Source organism: Burkholderia sp. Ac-20392, assembly GCF_017104585.1.
Classification (GTDB): Bacteria; Pseudomonadota; Gammaproteobacteria; order Burkholderiales; family Burkholderiaceae; genus Burkholderia; species Burkholderia lata.
This window is the reverse complement of the sequence record NZ_JAAGPB010000016.1, coordinates 19404-36019: the sequence shown is the minus strand read 5'-3', so window position 1 is coordinate 36019 and position 16616 is coordinate 19404. Positions and strand designations below refer to the sequence as shown.

The following is a 16616-nucleotide window of genomic DNA, read 5'->3' as shown; positions in this document are numbered from 1 at the left end:
CAGGCCCGTCATGCGCGCGAACGATTACTGGCCGATTGGCCAAAACCGCACGATTCGCCACGCGTCGCGCGAGCGGGTTGTTAAAATTGCGGTCATCGTTTAGCCGTCCCTGTCCTCATTCATGTCCCGCGCCCTCGAAATCCTCGACGAAGTATTTGGTTATCCCGCATTTCGCGGCCAGCAGGGCGAGATCGTCGAGCACGTCGCCGGCGGCGGCGATTGCCTCGTGCTGATGCCGACCGGCGGCGGCAAGTCGCTGTGCTATCAGATTCCGGCGCTGCTGCGCCGCGAGGCCGGGCAGGGCGCCGGCATCGTCGTGTCGCCGTTGATCGCGCTGATGCAGGACCAGGTCGCCGCACTGAGGGAAGTGGGCGTGCGTGCGGCTTACCTGAATTCGACGCTGTCGGGCGCCGAGGCCGCGGCGACCGAGCGCGCGCTGCGCGAAGGCGAAATCGACCTGCTGTACGTTGCGCCGGAACGCCTGATGACGGGGCGCTTCCTCGACCTGATCGAGCGCGCGAAGATCGGCCTGTTCGCGATCGACGAAGCGCACTGCGTGTCGCAATGGGGGCACGATTTCCGCCCGGAATACATCCAGCTGTCGGTGCTGCACGAGCGATTCCCGTCGGTGCCGCGCATCGCGCTGACCGCCACGGCCGATGCGATCACGCGCGACGAGATCATCCATCGCCTCGCGCTCGACGACGCACGCGTGTTCGTGTCGAGCTTCGACCGCCCGAACATCCGCTACCGGATCGTCGAAAAGGACAACGCGCGTTCGCAGCTGCTCGATTTCATCCGTGCCGAACACACGAATGCCGACGGCACGACGGATGCGGGCGTCGTCTATTGCCTGTCGCGCCGCAAGGTCGAGGAAACGGCCGAATGGCTGAAGGCGCAGGGTGTGCGTGCGCTGCCGTATCACGCGGGGATGGAGTTCGAGGTGCGGCAGAAGCACCAGGAAATGTTCCAGCGCGAGGAAGGCATCGTGATGTGCGCGACGATCGCGTTCGGCATGGGCATCGACAAGCCGGACGTGCGCTTCGTTGCGCACCTGGATCTGCCGAAGAGCGTCGAAGGCTACTATCAGGAAACGGGCCGCGCCGGCCGCGACGGGATGCCCGCGAATGCGTGGATGGCGTACGGTCTCGGCGACGTCGTCCAGCAGCGCAAGATGATCGACGAGTCCGATGCGGACGACGCGCACAAGCGCGTCCAGACGTCGAAGCTCGACGCGCTGCTCGGGCTGTGCGAGACGATCTCGTGCCGCCGCGTGCGGCTGCTGAACTACTTCGGCGAGGAGAGCAAGCCGTGCGGCAACTGCGACACGTGTATCGAGCCGCCGGCTTCGTGGGACGCCACGCGTGAAGCGCAGATGGCGCTGTCCTGCGTGTTTCGCGCGCAGCGCGCAAGCGGCTTCAATTTCGGCTCGAGCCACCTGATCGAGATCCTGCGCGGCGGGCGCACCGAGAAGGTGTTGCAGCGCGGCCACGACCAGCTCACGACGTTCGGGATCGGCGCGTCGCTGTCGGAGCCCGAATGGCGCGCGATTTTCCGTCAGCTCGTCGCGTACGGCTACCTGGCCGTCGATCACGGCGGCTTCGGCGCGCTCGTGCTGACCGAGGCTGCGAAGCCCGTGCTGAAGAACGAAGAGAAGGTCACGCTGCGTCGCTACGTGAAGCCGCAGCGCACACGCCAGTCGTCGAGCCGCAGCGGTACGCGCGTCGATCCGACGGCCGGCATGGGCGCGCGTGAGCGCGCACGGTGGGATGCGCTGCGCGCGTGGCGTGCGGAAACGGCGAAAACGGACGGCGTGCCGGCCTACGTGATCTTCCACGATGCGACGCTTGCCGAGATCGCGCGCAACGCGCCGGAGTCGATCGACGACCTGCGCCATATCCCCGGCATGGGCGTGCGCAAGCTGGAGCGCTTCGGTGACGAGATCATCGACGTCGTCGAGTCGGCCTGACACTGGCGTTCCGACCCTTCCGGTAAACCACACGTTCGGCAAGCGAATCACGCAAGCCGTTGACTTAGTTGGTATTTCCGGAATATCATGCTGGGTTCCGGTATTCGGTGGGCCGAGTCGCGTTCCAAGGTTCGCACCCGTTTCGCCGGTTCGGAAGTCAACTGTGCGTCGATTCTCGCTTTGCCCGAAATCGATGCGCAGATTTTGTTCAATTTCAGGAATAAACAATGCCAACCATCAACCAACTGGTTCGCAAAGGCCGTCAGTCGGAAACGACGAAGAGCAAGAGCCCGGCCCTGCAGGACTGCCCCCAGCGTCGCGGCGTGTGCACCCGTGTGTACACGACGACGCCGAAGAAGCCGAACTCGGCACTCCGTAAGGTCGCCAAGGTTCGTCTGACGAACGGCTTCGAAGTGATCTCGTACATCGGCGGTGAAGGCCACAACCTGCAGGAACACTCGGTTGTGCTGATCCGCGGCGGCCGTGTGAAGGACTTGCCGGGTGTGCGTTACCACATGGTTCGCGGCTCGCTGGATACCCAGGGCGTCAAGGACCGTAAGCAAGCGCGCTCGAAGTACGGCGCGAAGCGTGCAAAGGCTGCCAAGTAAGCAGTTTTTGATCAGGGATCGCCGTAGGGCGGTCAAGGCGGGAGTGCCGGATTGCCGGTGCTGTCGAGTAAGTGGTCACCCGGCCAAGCTGGTTAGTCGTGAAGATGTGATCGGGTTTGTTGGTGGCCGCGGAGCTGGAACCAGCTCCAACTGAACAAGTAAAGGAAGAATCATGCCGCGTCGTCGCGAAGTCCCCAAGCGGGAAGTGTTGCCGGATCCGAAGTTCGGTAACGTTGATGTAGCCAAGTTCATGAACATGCTGATGCTGTCCGGCAAGAAGTCGGTCGCAGAGCGCATCGTTTATGGCGCATTCGAACAAATCCAGACCAAGGGTGGCAAGGACCCGCTGGAAGTGTTCACGGTTGCGCTCAACAACGTCAAGCCGGTGGTCGAAGTTAAGAGCCGTCGCGTTGGTGGTGCCAACTATCAAGTTCCGGTCGAAGTGCGCCCGTCGCGTCGTATGGCATTGGCGATGCGCTGGCTGCGTGAGGCTGCGAAGAAGCGTAGCGAGAAGTCGATGGCCCTGCGCCTGGCAGGTGAACTCTCCGAAGCGGCCGAAGGCCGTGGCGGCGCGATGAAGAAGCGCGACGAAGTTCACCGCATGGCAGAAGCCAACCGCGCGTTCTCGCATTTCCGTTTCTAAGCGCCTGGCTGGGCTTTTAGCGGAAATAAATTCCGGGCGGGTGCGCTTTTCAGGCGCCTCGCCCGTTTGTGTTGAAGCATGATGCAGCAGCGCTGCATCGTGTCATCCCAGTAGAGGATCAAAGTGGCTCGCAAGACTCCTATCGAGCGCTACCGCAATATCGGTATTAGCGCTCACATCGACGCCGGCAAAACGACGACGACCGAGCGCATTCTGTTTTACACCGGTGTGAACCACAAGATCGGTGAAGTCCACGACGGCGCGGCCACGATGGACTGGATGGAGCAGGAACAGGAGCGTGGCATCACGATCACGTCCGCTGCTACCACCGCCTTCTGGAAGGGCATGGGCGGCAACTATCCGGAACACCGCATCAACATCATCGACACCCCGGGCCACGTCGACTTCACGATTGAAGTCGAGCGCTCGATGCGCGTGCTCGACGGCGCGTGCATGGTGTACTGCGCAGTGGGCGGCGTGCAGCCGCAGTCGGAAACGGTGTGGCGCCAGGCGAACAAGTACAAGGTGCCGCGTCTCGCGTTCGTCAACAAGATGGACCGTACCGGCGCGAACTTCTTCAAGGTCTACGACCAGCTCCGTCTGCGCCTGAAGGCGAACCCGGTTCCGGTCGTGGTGCCGATCGGTGCGGAAGAAGGCTTCAAGGGTGTCGTCGACCTGATCAAGATGAAGGCGATCATTTGGGACGAGGCATCGCAAGGTACCAAGTTCGACTACGTCGACATCCCGGCTGAACTCGTCGACACGTGCAATGAATGGCGTGAAAAGATGGTCGAAGCGGCTGCCGAGTCGAACGAAGACCTGATGAACAAGTACCTCGAAGCAGGCGAGCTGTCGGAAGCCGAGATCGTCAAGGGTCTGCGCGACCGTACGATCGCGTGCGAAATCCAGCCGATGCTGTGCGGTACCGCGTTCAAGAACAAGGGCGTGCAGCGTATGCTCGACGCCGTGATCGATTTCCTGCCGTCGCCGGTCGACATCCCGCCGGTTACGGGTGAACTCGAAAATGGCGAGAAGACGGAACGCCGTGCGTCCGACGACGAGAAGTTCTCGGCACTCGCGTTCAAGATCATGACCGACCCGTTCGTCGGCCAGCTGATCTTCTTCCGCGTCTACTCGGGCGTCGTCAATTCGGGCGACACGCTGCTCAATGCGACCAAGGACAAGAAAGAGCGTCTCGGCCGTATTCTGCAGATGCACGCGAACCAGCGCGAAGAAATCAAGGAAGTTCGTGCAGGCGACATCGCTGCTGCGGTCGGCCTGAAGGAAGCGACCACGGGCGACACGCTGTGCGATCCGGCACATCCGATCGTGCTCGAACGCATGATTTTCCCGGAGCCGGTGATTTCGCAGGCCGTCGAGCCGAAGACGAAGGCTGACCAGGAGAAGATGGGCCTGGCGCTGAACCGTCTCGCTCAGGAAGATCCGTCGTTCCGCGTGCAGACCGACGAAGAATCGGGTCAAACCATCATTTCGGGTATGGGCGAGCTCCACCTCGAAATTCTGGTCGACCGGATGAAGCGCGAATTCGGCGTGGAAGCGACCGTCGGCAAGCCGCAGGTGGCGTACCGCGAAACCATTCGCAAGTCGGCCGCGGACGTCGAAGGCAAGTTCGTCAAGCAGTCGGGTGGTCGTGGTCAGTACGGCCATGCGGTCATCACGCTCGAGCGCAGCGAACTGGGCAAGGGCTACGAGTTCGTCGACGCGATCAAGGGCGGCGTGATTCCGCGCGAATACATCCCGTCGGTTGACAAGGGTATCCAGGAAACGCTGAAGAGCGGCGTGCTGGCAGGCTTCCCGGTTGTCGACGTGAAGGTCACGCTGACGTTCGGTTCGTACCACGACGTCGACTCGAACGAAAATGCGTTCCGCATGGCCGGTTCGATGGCGTTCAAGGAAGCGATGCGTCGTGCGGATCCGGTTCTGCTCGAGCCGATGATGGCCGTGGAAGTGGAAACGCCGGAAGACTTCATGGGCAACGTGATGGGCGACCTGTCGGGTCGTCGCGGCATCATCCAGGGTATGGATGACATGGTCGGCGGCGGCAAGATCGTGCGCGCCGAAGTGCCGTTGTCGGAGATGTTCGGCTATTCCACGTCGCTGCGTTCGCTGACGCAGGGTCGCGCAACGTACACGATGGAGTTCAAGCACTACGCTGAAGCTCCGAAGAACGTTGCAGAAGCGATCATCAGCGCGAAGACGAAGTAATTCGTTATCACAATCGATTATTTTTGAAAGAAGAGAATCATGGCAAAAGGTAAATTCGAGCGGACCAAGCCGCACGTGAACGTTGGTACGATTGGTCACGTTGACCACGGCAAGACGACGCTGACGGCAGCGATCACGACGGTTCTGACGAAGAAGTTCGGCGGCGAAGCGAAGGCATACGACCAGATCGACGCGGCACCGGAAGAAAAGGCGCGCGGCATCACGATCAACACGGCACACGTCGAGTACGAAACGGCTAACCGCCACTACGCACACGTCGACTGCCCGGGCCACGCTGACTATGTGAAGAACATGATCACGGGCGCAGCGCAGATGGACGGCGCGATCCTGGTTTGCTCGGCAGCTGACGGCCCGATGCCGCAGACGCGTGAGCACATCCTGCTGGCACGTCAGGTTGGCGTTCCGTACATCATCGTGTTCCTGAACAAGTGCGACATGGTGGACGACGCTGAACTGCTCGAGCTGGTCGAGATGGAAGTTCGCGAACTCCTGTCGAAGTACGACTTCCCGGGCGACGACACGCCGATCGTGAAGGGTTCGGCAAAGCTGGCGCTGGAAGGCGACACGGGCGAGCTGGGCGAAGTGGCGATCATGAGCCTGGCCGACGCGCTGGACACGTACATCCCGACGCCGGAGCGTGCAGTTGACGGCGCGTTCCTGATGCCGGTTGAAGACGTGTTCTCGATCTCGGGCCGTGGTACGGTTGTGACGGGTCGCGTTGAGCGCGGCATCGTGAAGGTCGGCGAAGAAATCGAAATCGTCGGTATCAAGCCGACGGTGAAGACGACCTGCACGGGCGTTGAAATGTTCCGCAAGCTGCTGGACCAAGGTCAAGCAGGCGACAACGTTGGTATCCTGCTGCGCGGCACGAAGCGTGAAGACGTGGAGCGTGGCCAGGTTCTGGCGAAGCCGGGTTCGATCACGCCGCACACGCACTTCACGGCTGAAGTGTACGTGCTGAGCAAGGACGAAGGCGGCCGTCACACGCCGTTCTTCAACAACTACCGTCCGCAGTTCTACTTCCGTACGACGGACGTGACGGGCTCGATCGAGCTGCCGAAGGACAAGGAAATGGTGATGCCGGGCGACAACGTGTCGATCACGGTGAAGCTGATCGCTCCGATCGCGATGGAAGAAGGTCTGCGCTTCGCAATCCGCGAAGGCGGCCGTACGGTCGGCGCCGGCGTCGTCGCCAAGATCATCGAGTAATATCGACGATCCGCGGATCCCGACGGGGTCCGCGATTCCCGCGGTATGCAGTTCGTACCGTCGAAACCGGGTGTCCAGCTTGCGCTGGCACCCGGTTTTGTTTTTCCGTCACGCCTGAAGCGCGGGACGAGAAACTCGCACCATCGCTCCAGAATTTCGTGTAGAATCGCGGGCTTAGCAGTGGAAGTACCGCAAGGAACCTGATGTCTCGCTCCCCGCAGGCGTCAAGTTTCACGTTCTTTTAGTGTCCGGCGATGCAACATCGCCTCGCTCTTTCCAAGGAATCGTCATGCAGCAACAGAAAATCCGCATTCGCCTGAAGGCATTCGACTATCGTCTGATCGATCAATCGGCTGCCGAGATCGTCGATACCGCGAAGCGGACTGGCGCAATCGTCCGTGGCCCGGTGCCGCTGCCGACGCGCATTCAGCGTTTTGACATCCTGCGTTCGCCGCACGTCAACAAGACGTCGCGCGATCAGCTCGAAATCCGTACCCACCAGCGCCTGATGGACATCGTCGATCCGACCGACAAGACGGTTGACGCGCTGATGAAGCTCGACCTGCCGGCTGGCGTCGACGTGGAAATCAAGCTGCAGTAAGGCTTCCAGCGCCGTTCGGCTTGCCGGGTGGTGCTAAGTCTTTGATTGCTTGCGGAAAACGCGAAGTCGGGCTATAATGCTTGGCTTTTCGCGTATTCGCGTAAAAAAGTTGGGCCTTGCGTGCCCGGCATTTTGTAAATCAGCCCCGACCAATCGCAGTCGGGAATGGAGAAAATGATGAGCCTTGGACTCGTAGGTCGCAAGGTTGGCATGACCCGTATCTTCACGGCGGAAGGGGATTCGATTCCCGTCACCGTGCTGGACGTGTCGGACAACCGCGTGACGCAGATCAAGACTGTTGAAACCGACGGCTACACGGCCGTGCAGGTTGCATTCGGCTCCCGTCGTGCCTCGCGCGTGACGAAGCCGCTGGCAGGTCATCTCGCCAAAGCCGGTGTCGAAGCCGGTGAAATCCTCAAGGAATTCCGCATTGACGCGGCCAAGGCAGCTGAGCTGTCGAATGGCGCCGTGGTCGGTGCTGATCTTTTCGAAGTGGGCCAGAAGGTCGACGTGCAAGGCGTGTCGATCGGTAAGGGCTACGCCGGTACGATCAAGCGTTACAACTTCTCCTCCGGCCGTGCTACGCACGGTAACTCGCGCTCGCACAACGTGCCGGGCTCGATCGGTATGGCGCAGGATCCGGGTCGTGTTTTCCCGGGTAAACGCATGACGGGTCACATGGGTGACGTGACGGTGACGGTGCAGAACCTCGAAATCGCTCGTATCGACGCAGAGCGCAAGCTGCTGCTCGTGAAGGGTGCGATTCCGGGCGCGAAGGGCGGCAAGGTCTTCGTGACGCCGGCCGTCAAGACCAAGGGGGCGAAATAATGGAACTCAAGCTCCTGAACGAAAATGGTCAGGAAGGTGCAGTGGTCAACGCATCGGACGTCGTGTTCGGTCGTGACTACAACGAAGCGCTGATCCACCAGGTCGTCGTCGCTTACCAGGCGAATGCTCGCCAGGGTAACCGCGCACAGAAGGACCGTGAGCAAGTCAAGCACACGACGAAGAAGCCGTGGCGCCAGAAGGGTACGGGCCGCGCTCGTGCCGGTATGTCGTCGAGCCCGTTGTGGCGTGGCGGTGGTCGTATCTTCCCGAATTCGCCGGAAGAAAACTTCTCGCACAAGGTCAACAAGAAGATGCATCGTGCAGGTCTCTGCTCGATCTTCTCGCAGCTGGCCCGTGAAGGCCGTCTGTCGGTCGTCGAGGACATCATCCTCGAAGCGCCGAAGACCAAGCTGCTGGCCGAAAAATTCAAGACCATGGGTCTCGACTCCGTTCTGATCATTACGGATACGGTTGACGAAAACCTGTACCTGGCATCGCGCAACCTGCCGCACGTGGCAATTGTCGAGCCGCGCTACGCTGACCCGCTCTCGCTGATCTACTTCAAGAAAGTGCTGGTCACGAAGGCTGCGGTCGCCCAGATCGAGGAGTTGCTGTCATGAGCGAGATTCGCAAGAACGATCATCGTTTGATGCAGGTCCTGCTCGCACCGGTGATCTCGGAAAAGGCGACGCTGGTTGCCGACAAGAACGAGCAAGTCGTGTTCGAAGTCGCACCGGATGCCACGAAGCAGGAAGTGAAGGCGGCCGTCGAGCTGCTGTTCAAGGTTGAAGTTGATTCCGTCAACGTGCTGGTTCAGAAGGGCAAGCAAAAGCGCTTTGGCCGTTCGATGGGCCGCCGCAAGGACGTGAAGAAGGCGTACGTTTGCCTGAAGCCCGGCCAGGAAATCAACTTTGAAGCGGAGGCCAAGTAATCATGGCAATCGTTAAAGTTAAGCCGACATCGCCGGGTCGCCGCGCGATGGTCAAGGTGGTCAACAAGAACCTGCACCAGGGCAAGCCGTTCGCGGCACTGCTCGACTCGCAGAGCTCGACCGCCGGCCGTAACAACAACGGCCGAATCACCACGCGTCACAAGGGTGGTGGTCACAAGCAGCACTATCGTATCGTCGATTTCCGTCGCACGAAGGATGGCATTCCGGCAAAGGTCGAGCGTCTCGAGTACGACCCGAACCGTAGCGCGAACATCGCGCTGGTGCTCTACGCAGACGGCGAACGTCGCTACATCATCGCCCCGAAGGGCCTGACCGTCGGCCAACAGCTGATGTCGGGTTCGGAAGCGCCGATCCGTGCAGGCAACACGCTGCCGATCCGCAACATTCCGGTCGGTACGACGATCCACTGCATCGAGATGCTGCCGGGCAAGGGCGCGCAAATGGCGCGTTCGGCTGGTACGTCGGCCATGCTGCTCGCACGTGAAGGCGTCTACGCGCAGGTTCGTCTGCGTTCGGGCGAAATCCGCCGCGTGCACATCGAGTGCCGTGCAACGATCGGTGAAGTCGGCAACGAAGAGCATAGCCTGCGCCAGATCGGCAAGGCTGGCGCGAACCGCTGGCGCGGTATCCGCCCGACGGTGCGTGGCGTTGCGATGAACCCGGTTGATCACCCGCACGGTGGTGGTGAGGGCAAGACGGCTGCAGGTCGCGATCCGGTTAGCCCGTGGGGTACGCCGGCTAAGGGTTATCGCACCCGTAGCAACAAGCGCACGACGACGATGATCGTCCAGCGCCGTCACAAGCGTTAAGGAGTAGGCAATGGCACGTTCTGTTAAAAAAGGTCCGTTCTGCGACGCCCATTTGCTGAAGAAAGTTGAGGCGGCTGCAGCTTCGCGCGACAAAAAGCCGATCAAGACCTGGTCGCGTCGCTCGACGATTCTGCCGGATTTCATCGGCCTGACGATCGCTGTTCACAACGGCCGTCAACACGTTCCGGTGTACATCTCGGAAAACATGGTCGGCCACAAGCTTGGCGAGTTCGCACTGACCCGTACGTTCAAGGGTCACGCAGCCGACAAGAAGGCCAAGAAATAAGGGGCAATCAAGATGGAAGTGAAAGCAATTCATCGCGGTGCCCGCATCTCGGCGCAAAAAACGCGCCTTGTGGCTGACCAGATCCGCGGTTTGCCGGTCGACAAGGCGCTGAACGTTCTGACGTTCTCGCCGAAGAAGGCGGCTGGCATCGTGAAGAAGGTTGTGCTGTCGGCAATCGCGAATGCGGAGCACAACGAAGGCGCCGATATCGACGAGCTCAAGATCAAGAGCATCTACGTCGACAAGGCTGCATCGCTCAAGCGTTTCACCGCGCGCGCCAAGGGCCGCGGTAACCGCATCGAGAAGCAATCCTGTCACATCACTGTGACGGTCGGGAATTAAGGAGCCATACGATGGGACAGAAAATTCATCCGACTGGCTTCCGCTTGGCTGTCAGCCGCAATTGGGCTTCGCGTTGGTACGCGAACAACAACAATTTCGCGGCGATGCTGCAGGAAGACATCGGTGTTCGTGAATACCTGAAGAAGAAGCTGAAGAACGCTTCGGTCGGTCGGGTCGTCATCGAGCGTCCGGCGAAGAACGCGCGCATCACGATTTACAGCTCGCGTCCGGGTGTGGTCATCGGCAAGAAGGGCGAGGATATCGAACAGCTGAAGACGGAACTGCAACGCCGCATGGGCGTTCCGGTCCACGTCAACATCGAAGAAATCCGCAAGCCGGAAACCGATGCTCAGCTGATCGCTGACTCGATCACGCAACAGCTCGAGCGCCGGATCATGTTCCGTCGCGCGATGAAGCGTGCGATGCAGAACGCGATGCGTCTGGGTGCTCAAGGCATCAAGATCATGAGCGCCGGCCGTCTGAACGGTATCGAAATCGCTCGTACGGAGTGGTATCGCGAAGGTCGCGTGCCCCTTCACACGCTGCGTGCTGATATCGACTACGCGACCTCGGAAGCGAAGACGACCTACGGGATCATCGGCGTCAAGGTGTGGGTTTACAAGGGCGACACGCTCGGCCGCAACGACGCACCGGTGGTGGAAGAAGTAGCCGAAGACAAGCGTCCGCGTCGCAATGCGCGTCCGGGCGACCGTCGTCCGCGCCGTGATGGCGAAGGCGGCGCTCCGGGTGCTCGTCGTGGCGCACCGCGCCGTGGCGCCGGCAAGCCGGAAGACGGCAAGACTGGAGAATAACGATGCTGCAACCGAAACGCAGGAAGTATCGTAAAGAGCAGAAGGGTCGTAACACCGGCAAGGCGACGCGCGGCAACGCAGTGTCGTTCGGTGAGTTCGGCCTGAAGGCTATCGGTCGCGGTCGTTTGACCGCACGCCAGATTGAAGCGGCGCGTCGTGCAATGACGCGTCACATCAAGCGTGGCGGCCGCATCTGGATCCGGATCTTCCCGGACAAGCCGATTTCGCAGAAGCCGGCCGAAGTGCGTATGGGTAACGGTAAGGGTAACCCTGAGTACTACGTCGCCGAGATTCAGCCGGGCAAGATGCTCTATGAAATGGACGGCGTAACCGAAGAACTGGCGCGCGAAGCGTTCCGTCTGGCTGCAGCCAAGCTGCCGCTGAAGACGGCGTTCATCGTGCGCCAGCTCGGCGCCTAAGGAGAAAATATGAAGGCTTCCGAACTTCTCCAGAAAGACCAGGCCGCGCTCAACAAGGAGCTGGCGGACCTGCTGAAGGCGCAATTCGGCCTGCGCATGCAACTCGCGACCCAGCAGCTCACGAACACGAGCCAGCTGAAGAAGGTTCGTCGCGACATCGCACGTGTGCGGACCGTCATGACTCAGAAGGCGAACCAGAAATGAACGATAGCGTGAAAACCTCGCTGAAGCGGACGCTGGTCGGTCGGGTCGTCAGCAACAAGATGGACAAGACCGTCACCGTGCTGATCGAGCACCGCGTCAAGCATCCGATCTACGGCAAGTATGTCGTGCGTTCGAAGAAGTACCACGCGCACGATGAAGCGAACACCTACAACGAAGGCGATCTCGTCGAAATCCAGGAAACTCGTCCTGTTTCGAAGACGAAGGCCTGGACGGTGTCGCGCCTCGTCGAAGCAGCTCGCGTCATCTAAGCGGGCTGTGCAGTAGGCAGTAACAGGCACTTCTCCGCGAAGTGCTTGAAATCGCAAAGTATTTGCTTGCGTGACCAGGATTATTTGTTATAATCCTGGTCTTCCCTCTTTATGGGAGCCCCGTCGCGGGCGAAGTTGGTGGGGGAAGCGGACTGGCGCCTGCCTGTCCGAAAGATTCACCGAATTGCGATGGCGGGTTTCGTTTGCCGTCGCTGCTGTTCCAACCCAAGCAGCCGATTGGCTGACGGGACCAAGACTGACCGAATGCATCATGGTGGTGCATCCGGATTAAGTTGGGAAAGACAAACCATGATCCAGACCGAATCTCGGCTCGAAGTAGCCGACAACACGGGTGCACGTGAAGTCCTGTGCATCAAGGTGCTCGGCGGCTCGAAGCGTCGTTATGCCGGCATTGGCGACATCATCAAGGTGAGCGTCAAAGAGGCAACGCCGCGCGGGCGCGTGAAGAAAGGCGAAATTTACAACGCCGTGGTGGTCCGCACCGCCAAGGGCGTGCGCCGTCAAGACGGCTCGCTGATCAAGTTCGACGGCAACGCCGCTGTGCTTTTGAATAACAAGCTCGAGCCGATCGGCACCCGCATTTTCGGGCCGGTCACGCGTGAGCTGCGTAGCGAACGATTCATGAAGATCGTTTCGCTGGCGCCGGAAGTGCTGTAAGGAGTCGCGATGAACAAGATTCGCAAAGGTGACGAAGTCATCGTCGTCACTGGCAAGGACAAGGGCAAGCGCGGCGTCGTGCTGGCTGTCGGTGCAGAGCATGTGACGGTTGAAGGTATCAACCTCGTCAAGAAGCATGTGAAGCCGAACCCGATGAAGGGTACGACGGGTGGCGTGGAAGCGAAGACGATGCCCCTGCATATTTCGAACGTCGCACTGGTCGACGCGAATGGCAAGGCGTCGCGTGTTGGCATCAAGGTCGAGGAAGGCAAGAAGGTTCGCTTCCTGAAGACGACCGGTGCTGTACTGAGCGCCTGACGCAGCGGAGTAAAAAATGGCTCGTTTTCAAGAGTTTTACAAAGAAAAGGTTGTGCCCGGCCTGATCGAGAAGTTCGGTTACAAGTCGGTCATGGAAGTGCCGCGCATCACCAAGATCACGCTGAACATGGGTCTTGGCGAAGCGATCGCTGACAAGAAGATCATCGAGAACGCCGTTGGCGACCTCACGAAGATCGCTGGTCAGAAGCCGGTCGTGACGAAGGCACGCAAGGCAATCGCAGGCTTCAAGATCCGCCAGGGTTACCCGATCGGCGCGATGGTGACGCTGCGTGGCCAAGCAATGTACGAATTCCTCGACCGTTTCGTGACGGTTGCCCTGCCCCGCGTGCGTGACTTCCGCGGTGTGTCGGGTCGTGCTTTCGATGGCCGTGGCAACTACAACATCGGTGTGAAAGAGCAGATCATTTTCCCCGAAATCGACTACGACAAGATCGACGCACTGCGTGGGCTGAACATCAGCATCACGACGACTGCGAAGACCGACGACGAAGCAAAGGCTCTGCTCGCCAGCTTCAAGTTCCCGTTCAGAAACTGAGGTTACCGTGGCTAAACTGGCACTGATCGAACGTGAAAAGAAGCGCGCCCGCCTGGTCGCGAAGTTCGCAGCAAAGCGCGATGCGCTGAAGGCGATCGTCGAAGACCAAAGCAAGTCGGAAGAAGAGCGCTACGAAGCACGCCTGGAGCTGCAGCAACTGCCCCGCAACGCAAACCCGACCCGCCAGCGTAACCGCTGCGCGATCACGGGCCGTCCGCGTGGCACGTTCCGTAAATTCGGCCTCGCGCGTAACAAGATTCGTGAAATCGCATTCCGTGGCGAGATTCCTGGCCTGACCAAGGCGAGCTGGTAATAGGAGAAACGTAAATGAGCATGAGTGATCCTATCGCCGATATGCTGACTCGCATCCGCAACGGGCAGATGGTCGAGAAGGTATCGGTGTCGATGCCCTCGTCGAAAGTCAAGGTTGCAATCGCGCAAGTCCTGAAAGACGAAGGCTATATCGACGATTTCGCCGTGAAGGCGGAAGGTGCGAAGTCCGAACTGAATATCGCGCTGAAGTACTACGCTGGCCGTCCGGTTATCGAACGCATCGAACGCGTCTCGAAGCCTGGCCTGCGCGTGTACCGCGGCCGTAACGACATCCCGCAGGTCATGAATGGCCTCGGTGTGGCAATCGTGTCGACGCCCAAGGGCGTGATGACCGACCGCAAGGCGCGCGCTACCGGCGTCGGCGGCGAAGTCATCTGCTACGTCGCTTAAAGCCGAGGAGAGAGAAACATGTCTCGAGTAGGTAAGAGCCCGATCGCGCTGCAAGGCGCGGAAGTCAAGTTGGCCGACGGTGCGATCACCGTCAAGGGCCCGCTGGGCACCATCACGCAAGCGGTCAATCCGCTCGTGAACGTGGCGAACAACGACGGCACGCTGAACCTGTCGCCGGTGAACGAAAGCCGCGAAGCAAATGCACTGTCGGGCACGATGCGCGCGATTATCGCGAATGCCGTGCACGGCGTGACCAAGGGTTTCGAGCGCAAGCTGACGCTGGTTGGCGTCGGTTATCGTGCGCAAGCGCAAGGCGACAAGCTGAACCTGTCGCTGGGTTTCTCGCACCCGGTGGTGCACCAGATGCCGGAAGGCGTCAAGGCAGAAACCCCGACGCAAACCGAAATCGTGATCAAGGGGATCAACAAGCAACAAGTCGGTCAAGTGGCTGCGGAAGTCCGCGGTTACCGTCCGCCGGAGCCCTACAAGGGCAAGGGCGTGCGCTATTCCGACGAGGTTGTGATCCTCAAAGAAACGAAGAAGAAGTAAGGGTGCGCAATCATGGATAAGACTCAATCTCGCCTGCGCCGCGCTCGCCAGACGCGTATCAAGATCGCTGAGCTGCAGGTCGCGCGTCTCGCCGTGCATCGCACGAACACGCACATCTACGCTCAAGTGTTCTCGCCCTGCGGCACCAAGGTGCTCGCCAGCGCGTCGACGCTCGAAGCTGAAGTGCGCGCTGAACTGGCCGACAAGTCGGGCAAGGGCGGCAACGTTAATGCCGCGACGCTGATCGGCAAGCGTATTGCCGAGAAGGCAAAGGCTGCCGGCATCGAATCCGTCGCCTTCGATCGCTCGGGCTTCCGCTACCACGGCCGCGTCAAGGCGCTGGCTGAGGCAGCTCGCGAAGCTGGGCTCAAGTTCTAAGGAAGGAATTCGTCATGGCAAAGATGCAAGCGAAAGTTCAGGCTGACGAGCGCGACGACGGCCTTCGTGAAAAGATGATTTCGGTCAATCGCGTGACCAAGGTCGTGAAGGGTGGCCGTATTCTCGGCTTCGCCGCACTGACCGTGGTTGGCGATGGTGATGGCCGCATCGGTATGGGCAAGGGCAAGGCGAAGGAAGTGCCGGTCGCTGTCCAGAAGGCAATGGAACAAGCTCGCCGCAACATGTTCAAGGTGCCGCTCAAGAACGGCACGCTGCAACACGAAGTGCACGGCAAGCATGGCGCATCCGCTGTCCTCCTCGCTCCGGCGAAGGCAGGTACGGGCGTGATCGCCGGCGGCCCGATGCGCGCAGTGTTCGACGTGATGGGCGTTCAGAACGTCGTGGCGAAGAGCCACGGTTCGACGAACCCGTACAACCTCGTTCGCGCCACGCTGGACGGTCTGCGCAAGCAGTCCACCCCGGCAGACATCGCGGCGAAGCGCGGCAAGTCCGTCGAAGAAATTTTGGGCTAAGCCCGGGTGGTCACCATGTCTGAAAAAACTGTCAAGGTTCAGCTCGTTAAGAGCCTGATCGGGACCCGCGAATCGCACCGCGCGACCGTGCGTGGCCTGGGCCTGCGCCGACTCAACTCGGTCAGCGAGCTTCAGGACACGCCGGCGGTCCGCGGCATGATCAACAAGGTCTCGTACCTCGTTAAGGTCATCGCGTAAGCGGCCCTACGGATCAAGGAGTTGATATGGAATTGAATAACCTGAAGCCGGCAGCTGGCGCAAAGCACGCCAAGCGTCGCGTCGGCCGTGGCATCGGTTCGGGCCTCGGCAAGACGGCTGGCCGTGGTCACAAGGGTCAGAAATCGCGTTCGGGCGGCTTCCACAAAGTCGGTTTCGAAGGCGGTCAGATGCCGCTGCAACGTCGTCTGCCGAAGCGCGGCTTCACGTCGCTGACGAAGGAATTCGTCGGTGAAGTGCGCCTGAGCGACCTCGAGAAGCTGCCGGTCGATGAGATCGATCTGCTCGCACTGAAGCAAGCCGGCCTGGTCGGCGAGCTGACGAAGAGCGCAAAGATCATCGCGACGGGCGAACTGAAGCGCAAGATCGTCGTGAAGGGTCTCGGTGCCACCAAGGGTGCGCGCGCTGCGATCGAAGCGGCTGGCGGTTCGTTCGCCGAGTGACACGCGTAGCGCGTCGTCACTTGC

26 protein-coding genes are annotated in these 16616 nt (G+C 60.5%); all 26 read left to right on the top strand.

Annotated elements, in window-relative coordinates; genetic code table 11:
• Window positions 1-121: 121 nt before the first annotated feature.
• The 26 genes from recQ to rplO all read left to right on the top strand — a co-directional run bounded on the left by recQ (window position 122) and on the right by rplO (window position 16592).
• Window positions 122-1969 carry a DNA helicase RecQ gene (gene recQ, locus G3N99_RS04345; protein WP_174944918.1) on the top strand — a complete coding sequence of 616 codons (1848 nt, stop codon included), beginning with the start codon at window positions 122-124 and terminating at the stop codon, window positions 1967-1969.
• A gap of 227 nt (window positions 1970-2196) precedes the next feature.
• Complete coding sequence (gene rpsL / locus G3N99_RS04340; protein ID WP_006400662.1) at window positions 2197-2577, top strand: 30S ribosomal protein S12; 381 nt, start codon at window positions 2197-2199, stop codon at window positions 2575-2577.
• Window positions 2578-2749: 172 nt separating this feature from the next.
• Window positions 2750-3220 carry a 30S ribosomal protein S7 gene (gene rpsG, locus G3N99_RS04335; RefSeq protein ID WP_006477195.1) on the top strand — a complete coding sequence of 157 codons (471 nt, stop codon included), beginning with the start codon at window positions 2750-2752 and terminating at the stop codon, window positions 3218-3220.
• 123 nt (window positions 3221-3343) lie between these two features.
• Entirely contained in the window at window positions 3344-5446 is a 2103-nt protein-coding gene (gene fusA, locus G3N99_RS04330) for an elongation factor G (protein WP_011350673.1), read from the top strand.
• 39 nt (window positions 5447-5485) lie between these two features.
• On the top strand, window positions 5486-6676 hold the full coding sequence (gene tuf, locus G3N99_RS04325) for an elongation factor Tu (RefSeq protein WP_011350666.1): 1191 nt from the start codon (window positions 5486-5488) through the stop codon (window positions 6674-6676).
• A 289-nt stretch (window positions 6677-6965) separates the two neighbouring features.
• Window positions 6966-7277: a 30S ribosomal protein S10 gene (gene rpsJ, locus G3N99_RS04320; protein ID WP_004199280.1), complete on the top strand. Its 312-nt coding sequence runs from the start codon at window positions 6966-6968 to the stop codon at window positions 7275-7277.
• 177 nt (window positions 7278-7454) lie between these two features.
• Window positions 7455-8105, top strand: a complete 651-nt coding sequence (gene rplC / locus G3N99_RS04315; RefSeq protein ID WP_006482922.1) for a 50S ribosomal protein L3 — start codon at window positions 7455-7457, stop codon at window positions 8103-8105.
• Window positions 8105-8725, top strand: coding sequence for a 50S ribosomal protein L4 (gene rplD / locus G3N99_RS04310; RefSeq protein ID WP_011350675.1), 621 nt, complete (start codon window positions 8105-8107; stop codon window positions 8723-8725). The genes rplC and rplD overlap by 1 nt, the downstream gene beginning before the upstream one ends.
• Complete coding sequence (gene rplW / locus G3N99_RS04305; RefSeq protein WP_004199275.1) at window positions 8722-9036, top strand: 50S ribosomal protein L23; 315 nt, start codon at window positions 8722-8724, stop codon at window positions 9034-9036. The genes rplD and rplW overlap by 4 nt, the downstream gene beginning before the upstream one ends.
• 2 nt (window positions 9037-9038) lie before the next feature.
• On the top strand, window positions 9039-9866 hold the full coding sequence (gene rplB / locus G3N99_RS04300; protein ID WP_006482900.1) for a 50S ribosomal protein L2: 828 nt from the start codon (window positions 9039-9041) through the stop codon (window positions 9864-9866).
• A gap of 10 nt (window positions 9867-9876) precedes the next feature.
• Window positions 9877-10152, top strand: coding sequence for a 30S ribosomal protein S19 (rpsS, locus tag G3N99_RS04295; protein ID WP_004199273.1), 276 nt, complete (start codon window positions 9877-9879; stop codon window positions 10150-10152).
• A gap of 12 nt (window positions 10153-10164) precedes the next feature.
• Complete coding sequence (gene rplV / locus G3N99_RS04290) at window positions 10165-10494, top strand: 50S ribosomal protein L22 (protein WP_004199272.1); 330 nt, start codon at window positions 10165-10167, stop codon at window positions 10492-10494.
• Window positions 10495-10505: 11 nt separating this feature from the next.
• Complete coding sequence (gene rpsC / locus G3N99_RS04285; protein ID WP_006482899.1) at window positions 10506-11306, top strand: 30S ribosomal protein S3; 801 nt, start codon at window positions 10506-10508, stop codon at window positions 11304-11306.
• Between the two features lie 2 nt (window positions 11307-11308).
• Window positions 11309-11725, top strand: a complete 417-nt coding sequence (gene rplP, locus G3N99_RS04280) for a 50S ribosomal protein L16 (protein ID WP_006482873.1) — start codon at window positions 11309-11311, stop codon at window positions 11723-11725.
• Window positions 11726-11734: 9 nt separating this feature from the next.
• Window positions 11735-11929, top strand: coding sequence for a 50S ribosomal protein L29 (gene rpmC, locus G3N99_RS04275; protein ID WP_006400652.1), 195 nt, complete (start codon window positions 11735-11737; stop codon window positions 11927-11929).
• Window positions 11926-12198 carry a 30S ribosomal protein S17 gene (gene rpsQ, locus G3N99_RS04270; RefSeq protein WP_006477189.1) on the top strand — a complete coding sequence of 91 codons (273 nt, stop codon included), beginning with the start codon at window positions 11926-11928 and terminating at the stop codon, window positions 12196-12198. The genes rpmC and rpsQ overlap by 4 nt, the downstream gene beginning before the upstream one ends.
• A 309-nt stretch (window positions 12199-12507) precedes the next feature.
• Window positions 12508-12876: a 50S ribosomal protein L14 gene (gene rplN / locus G3N99_RS04265; RefSeq protein WP_006482918.1), complete on the top strand. Its 369-nt coding sequence runs from the start codon at window positions 12508-12510 to the stop codon at window positions 12874-12876.
• Window positions 12877-12885: 9 nt separating this feature from the next.
• The gene (rplX, locus tag G3N99_RS04260) at window positions 12886-13194 is read left to right on the top strand and encodes a 50S ribosomal protein L24 (RefSeq protein ID WP_006477187.1); all 309 of its coding nucleotides are present in this window, start codon (window positions 12886-12888) and stop codon (window positions 13192-13194) included.
• A 16-nt stretch (window positions 13195-13210) separates the two neighbouring features.
• Window positions 13211-13750, top strand: coding sequence for a 50S ribosomal protein L5 (rplE, locus tag G3N99_RS04255; protein ID WP_006477186.1), 540 nt, complete (start codon window positions 13211-13213; stop codon window positions 13748-13750).
• A gap of 7 nt (window positions 13751-13757) precedes the next feature.
• Window positions 13758-14063: a 30S ribosomal protein S14 gene (gene rpsN, locus G3N99_RS04250; RefSeq protein WP_011350676.1), complete on the top strand. Its 306-nt coding sequence runs from the start codon at window positions 13758-13760 to the stop codon at window positions 14061-14063.
• Between the two features lie 14 nt (window positions 14064-14077).
• Window positions 14078-14473 carry a 30S ribosomal protein S8 gene (gene rpsH / locus G3N99_RS04245; protein ID WP_011350677.1) on the top strand — a complete coding sequence of 132 codons (396 nt, stop codon included), beginning with the start codon at window positions 14078-14080 and terminating at the stop codon, window positions 14471-14473.
• A gap of 18 nt (window positions 14474-14491) precedes the next feature.
• Entirely contained in the window at window positions 14492-15022 is a 531-nt protein-coding gene (gene rplF, locus G3N99_RS04240; protein ID WP_174939865.1) for a 50S ribosomal protein L6, read from the top strand.
• A gap of 12 nt (window positions 15023-15034) precedes the next feature.
• On the top strand, window positions 15035-15400 hold the full coding sequence (rplR, locus tag G3N99_RS04235) for a 50S ribosomal protein L18 (RefSeq protein ID WP_006477183.1): 366 nt from the start codon (window positions 15035-15037) through the stop codon (window positions 15398-15400).
• Between the two features lie 14 nt (window positions 15401-15414).
• Complete coding sequence (rpsE, locus tag G3N99_RS04230) at window positions 15415-15933, top strand: 30S ribosomal protein S5 (protein ID WP_006482895.1); 519 nt, start codon at window positions 15415-15417, stop codon at window positions 15931-15933.
• Window positions 15934-15948: 15 nt separating this feature from the next.
• Window positions 15949-16131, top strand: coding sequence for a 50S ribosomal protein L30 (gene rpmD, locus G3N99_RS04225; RefSeq protein WP_006400644.1), 183 nt, complete (start codon window positions 15949-15951; stop codon window positions 16129-16131).
• 26 nt (window positions 16132-16157) lie between these two features.
• Window positions 16158-16592 carry a 50S ribosomal protein L15 gene (rplO, locus tag G3N99_RS04220; protein ID WP_006477180.1) on the top strand — a complete coding sequence of 145 codons (435 nt, stop codon included), beginning with the start codon at window positions 16158-16160 and terminating at the stop codon, window positions 16590-16592.
• The last annotated feature ends 24 nt before the right edge of the window (window positions 16593-16616 follow it).

Excerpts from the sequence above, each read along its gene's own strand:
- recQ (WP_174944918.1), top strand. The coding sequence starts at position 122 with ATGTCCCGCGCCCTCGAAATCCTCGACGAAGTATTTGGTTATCCCGCA.
- rpsL (WP_006400662.1), top strand. The coding sequence starts at position 2,197 with ATGCCAACCATCAACCAACTGGTTCGCAAAGGCCGTCAGTCGGAAACG.
- rpsG (WP_006477195.1), top strand. The coding sequence starts at position 2,750 with ATGCCGCGTCGTCGCGAAGTCCCCAAGCGGGAAGTGTTGCCGGATCCG.
- tuf (WP_011350666.1), top strand. The coding sequence starts at position 5,486 with ATGGCAAAAGGTAAATTCGAGCGGACCAAGCCGCACGTGAACGTTGGT.
- rpsJ (WP_004199280.1), top strand. The coding sequence starts at position 6,966 with ATGCAGCAACAGAAAATCCGCATTCGCCTGAAGGCATTCGACTATCGT.
- rplC (WP_006482922.1), top strand. The coding sequence starts at position 7,455 with ATGAGCCTTGGACTCGTAGGTCGCAAGGTTGGCATGACCCGTATCTTC.
- rplD (WP_011350675.1), top strand. The coding sequence starts at position 8,105 with ATGGAACTCAAGCTCCTGAACGAAAATGGTCAGGAAGGTGCAGTGGTC.
- rplW (WP_004199275.1), top strand. The coding sequence starts at position 8,722 with ATGAGCGAGATTCGCAAGAACGATCATCGTTTGATGCAGGTCCTGCTC.
- rplB (WP_006482900.1), top strand. The coding sequence starts at position 9,039 with ATGGCAATCGTTAAAGTTAAGCCGACATCGCCGGGTCGCCGCGCGATG.
- rpsS (WP_004199273.1), top strand. The coding sequence starts at position 9,877 with ATGGCACGTTCTGTTAAAAAAGGTCCGTTCTGCGACGCCCATTTGCTG.
- rplV (WP_004199272.1), top strand. The coding sequence starts at position 10,165 with ATGGAAGTGAAAGCAATTCATCGCGGTGCCCGCATCTCGGCGCAAAAA.
- rpsC (WP_006482899.1), top strand. The coding sequence starts at position 10,506 with ATGGGACAGAAAATTCATCCGACTGGCTTCCGCTTGGCTGTCAGCCGC.
- rplP (WP_006482873.1), top strand. The coding sequence starts at position 11,309 with ATGCTGCAACCGAAACGCAGGAAGTATCGTAAAGAGCAGAAGGGTCGT.
- rpmC (WP_006400652.1), top strand. The coding sequence starts at position 11,735 with ATGAAGGCTTCCGAACTTCTCCAGAAAGACCAGGCCGCGCTCAACAAG.
- rpsQ (WP_006477189.1), top strand. The coding sequence starts at position 11,926 with ATGAACGATAGCGTGAAAACCTCGCTGAAGCGGACGCTGGTCGGTCGG.
- rplN (WP_006482918.1), top strand. The coding sequence starts at position 12,508 with ATGATCCAGACCGAATCTCGGCTCGAAGTAGCCGACAACACGGGTGCA.
- rplX (WP_006477187.1), top strand. The coding sequence starts at position 12,886 with ATGAACAAGATTCGCAAAGGTGACGAAGTCATCGTCGTCACTGGCAAG.
- rplE (WP_006477186.1), top strand. The coding sequence starts at position 13,211 with ATGGCTCGTTTTCAAGAGTTTTACAAAGAAAAGGTTGTGCCCGGCCTG.
- rpsH (WP_011350677.1), top strand. The coding sequence starts at position 14,078 with ATGAGCATGAGTGATCCTATCGCCGATATGCTGACTCGCATCCGCAAC.
- rplF (WP_174939865.1), top strand. The coding sequence starts at position 14,492 with ATGTCTCGAGTAGGTAAGAGCCCGATCGCGCTGCAAGGCGCGGAAGTC.
- rplR (WP_006477183.1), top strand. The coding sequence starts at position 15,035 with ATGGATAAGACTCAATCTCGCCTGCGCCGCGCTCGCCAGACGCGTATC.
- rpsE (WP_006482895.1), top strand. The coding sequence starts at position 15,415 with ATGGCAAAGATGCAAGCGAAAGTTCAGGCTGACGAGCGCGACGACGGC.
- rpmD (WP_006400644.1), top strand. The coding sequence starts at position 15,949 with ATGTCTGAAAAAACTGTCAAGGTTCAGCTCGTTAAGAGCCTGATCGGG.
- rplO (WP_006477180.1), top strand. The coding sequence starts at position 16,158 with ATGGAATTGAATAACCTGAAGCCGGCAGCTGGCGCAAAGCACGCCAAG.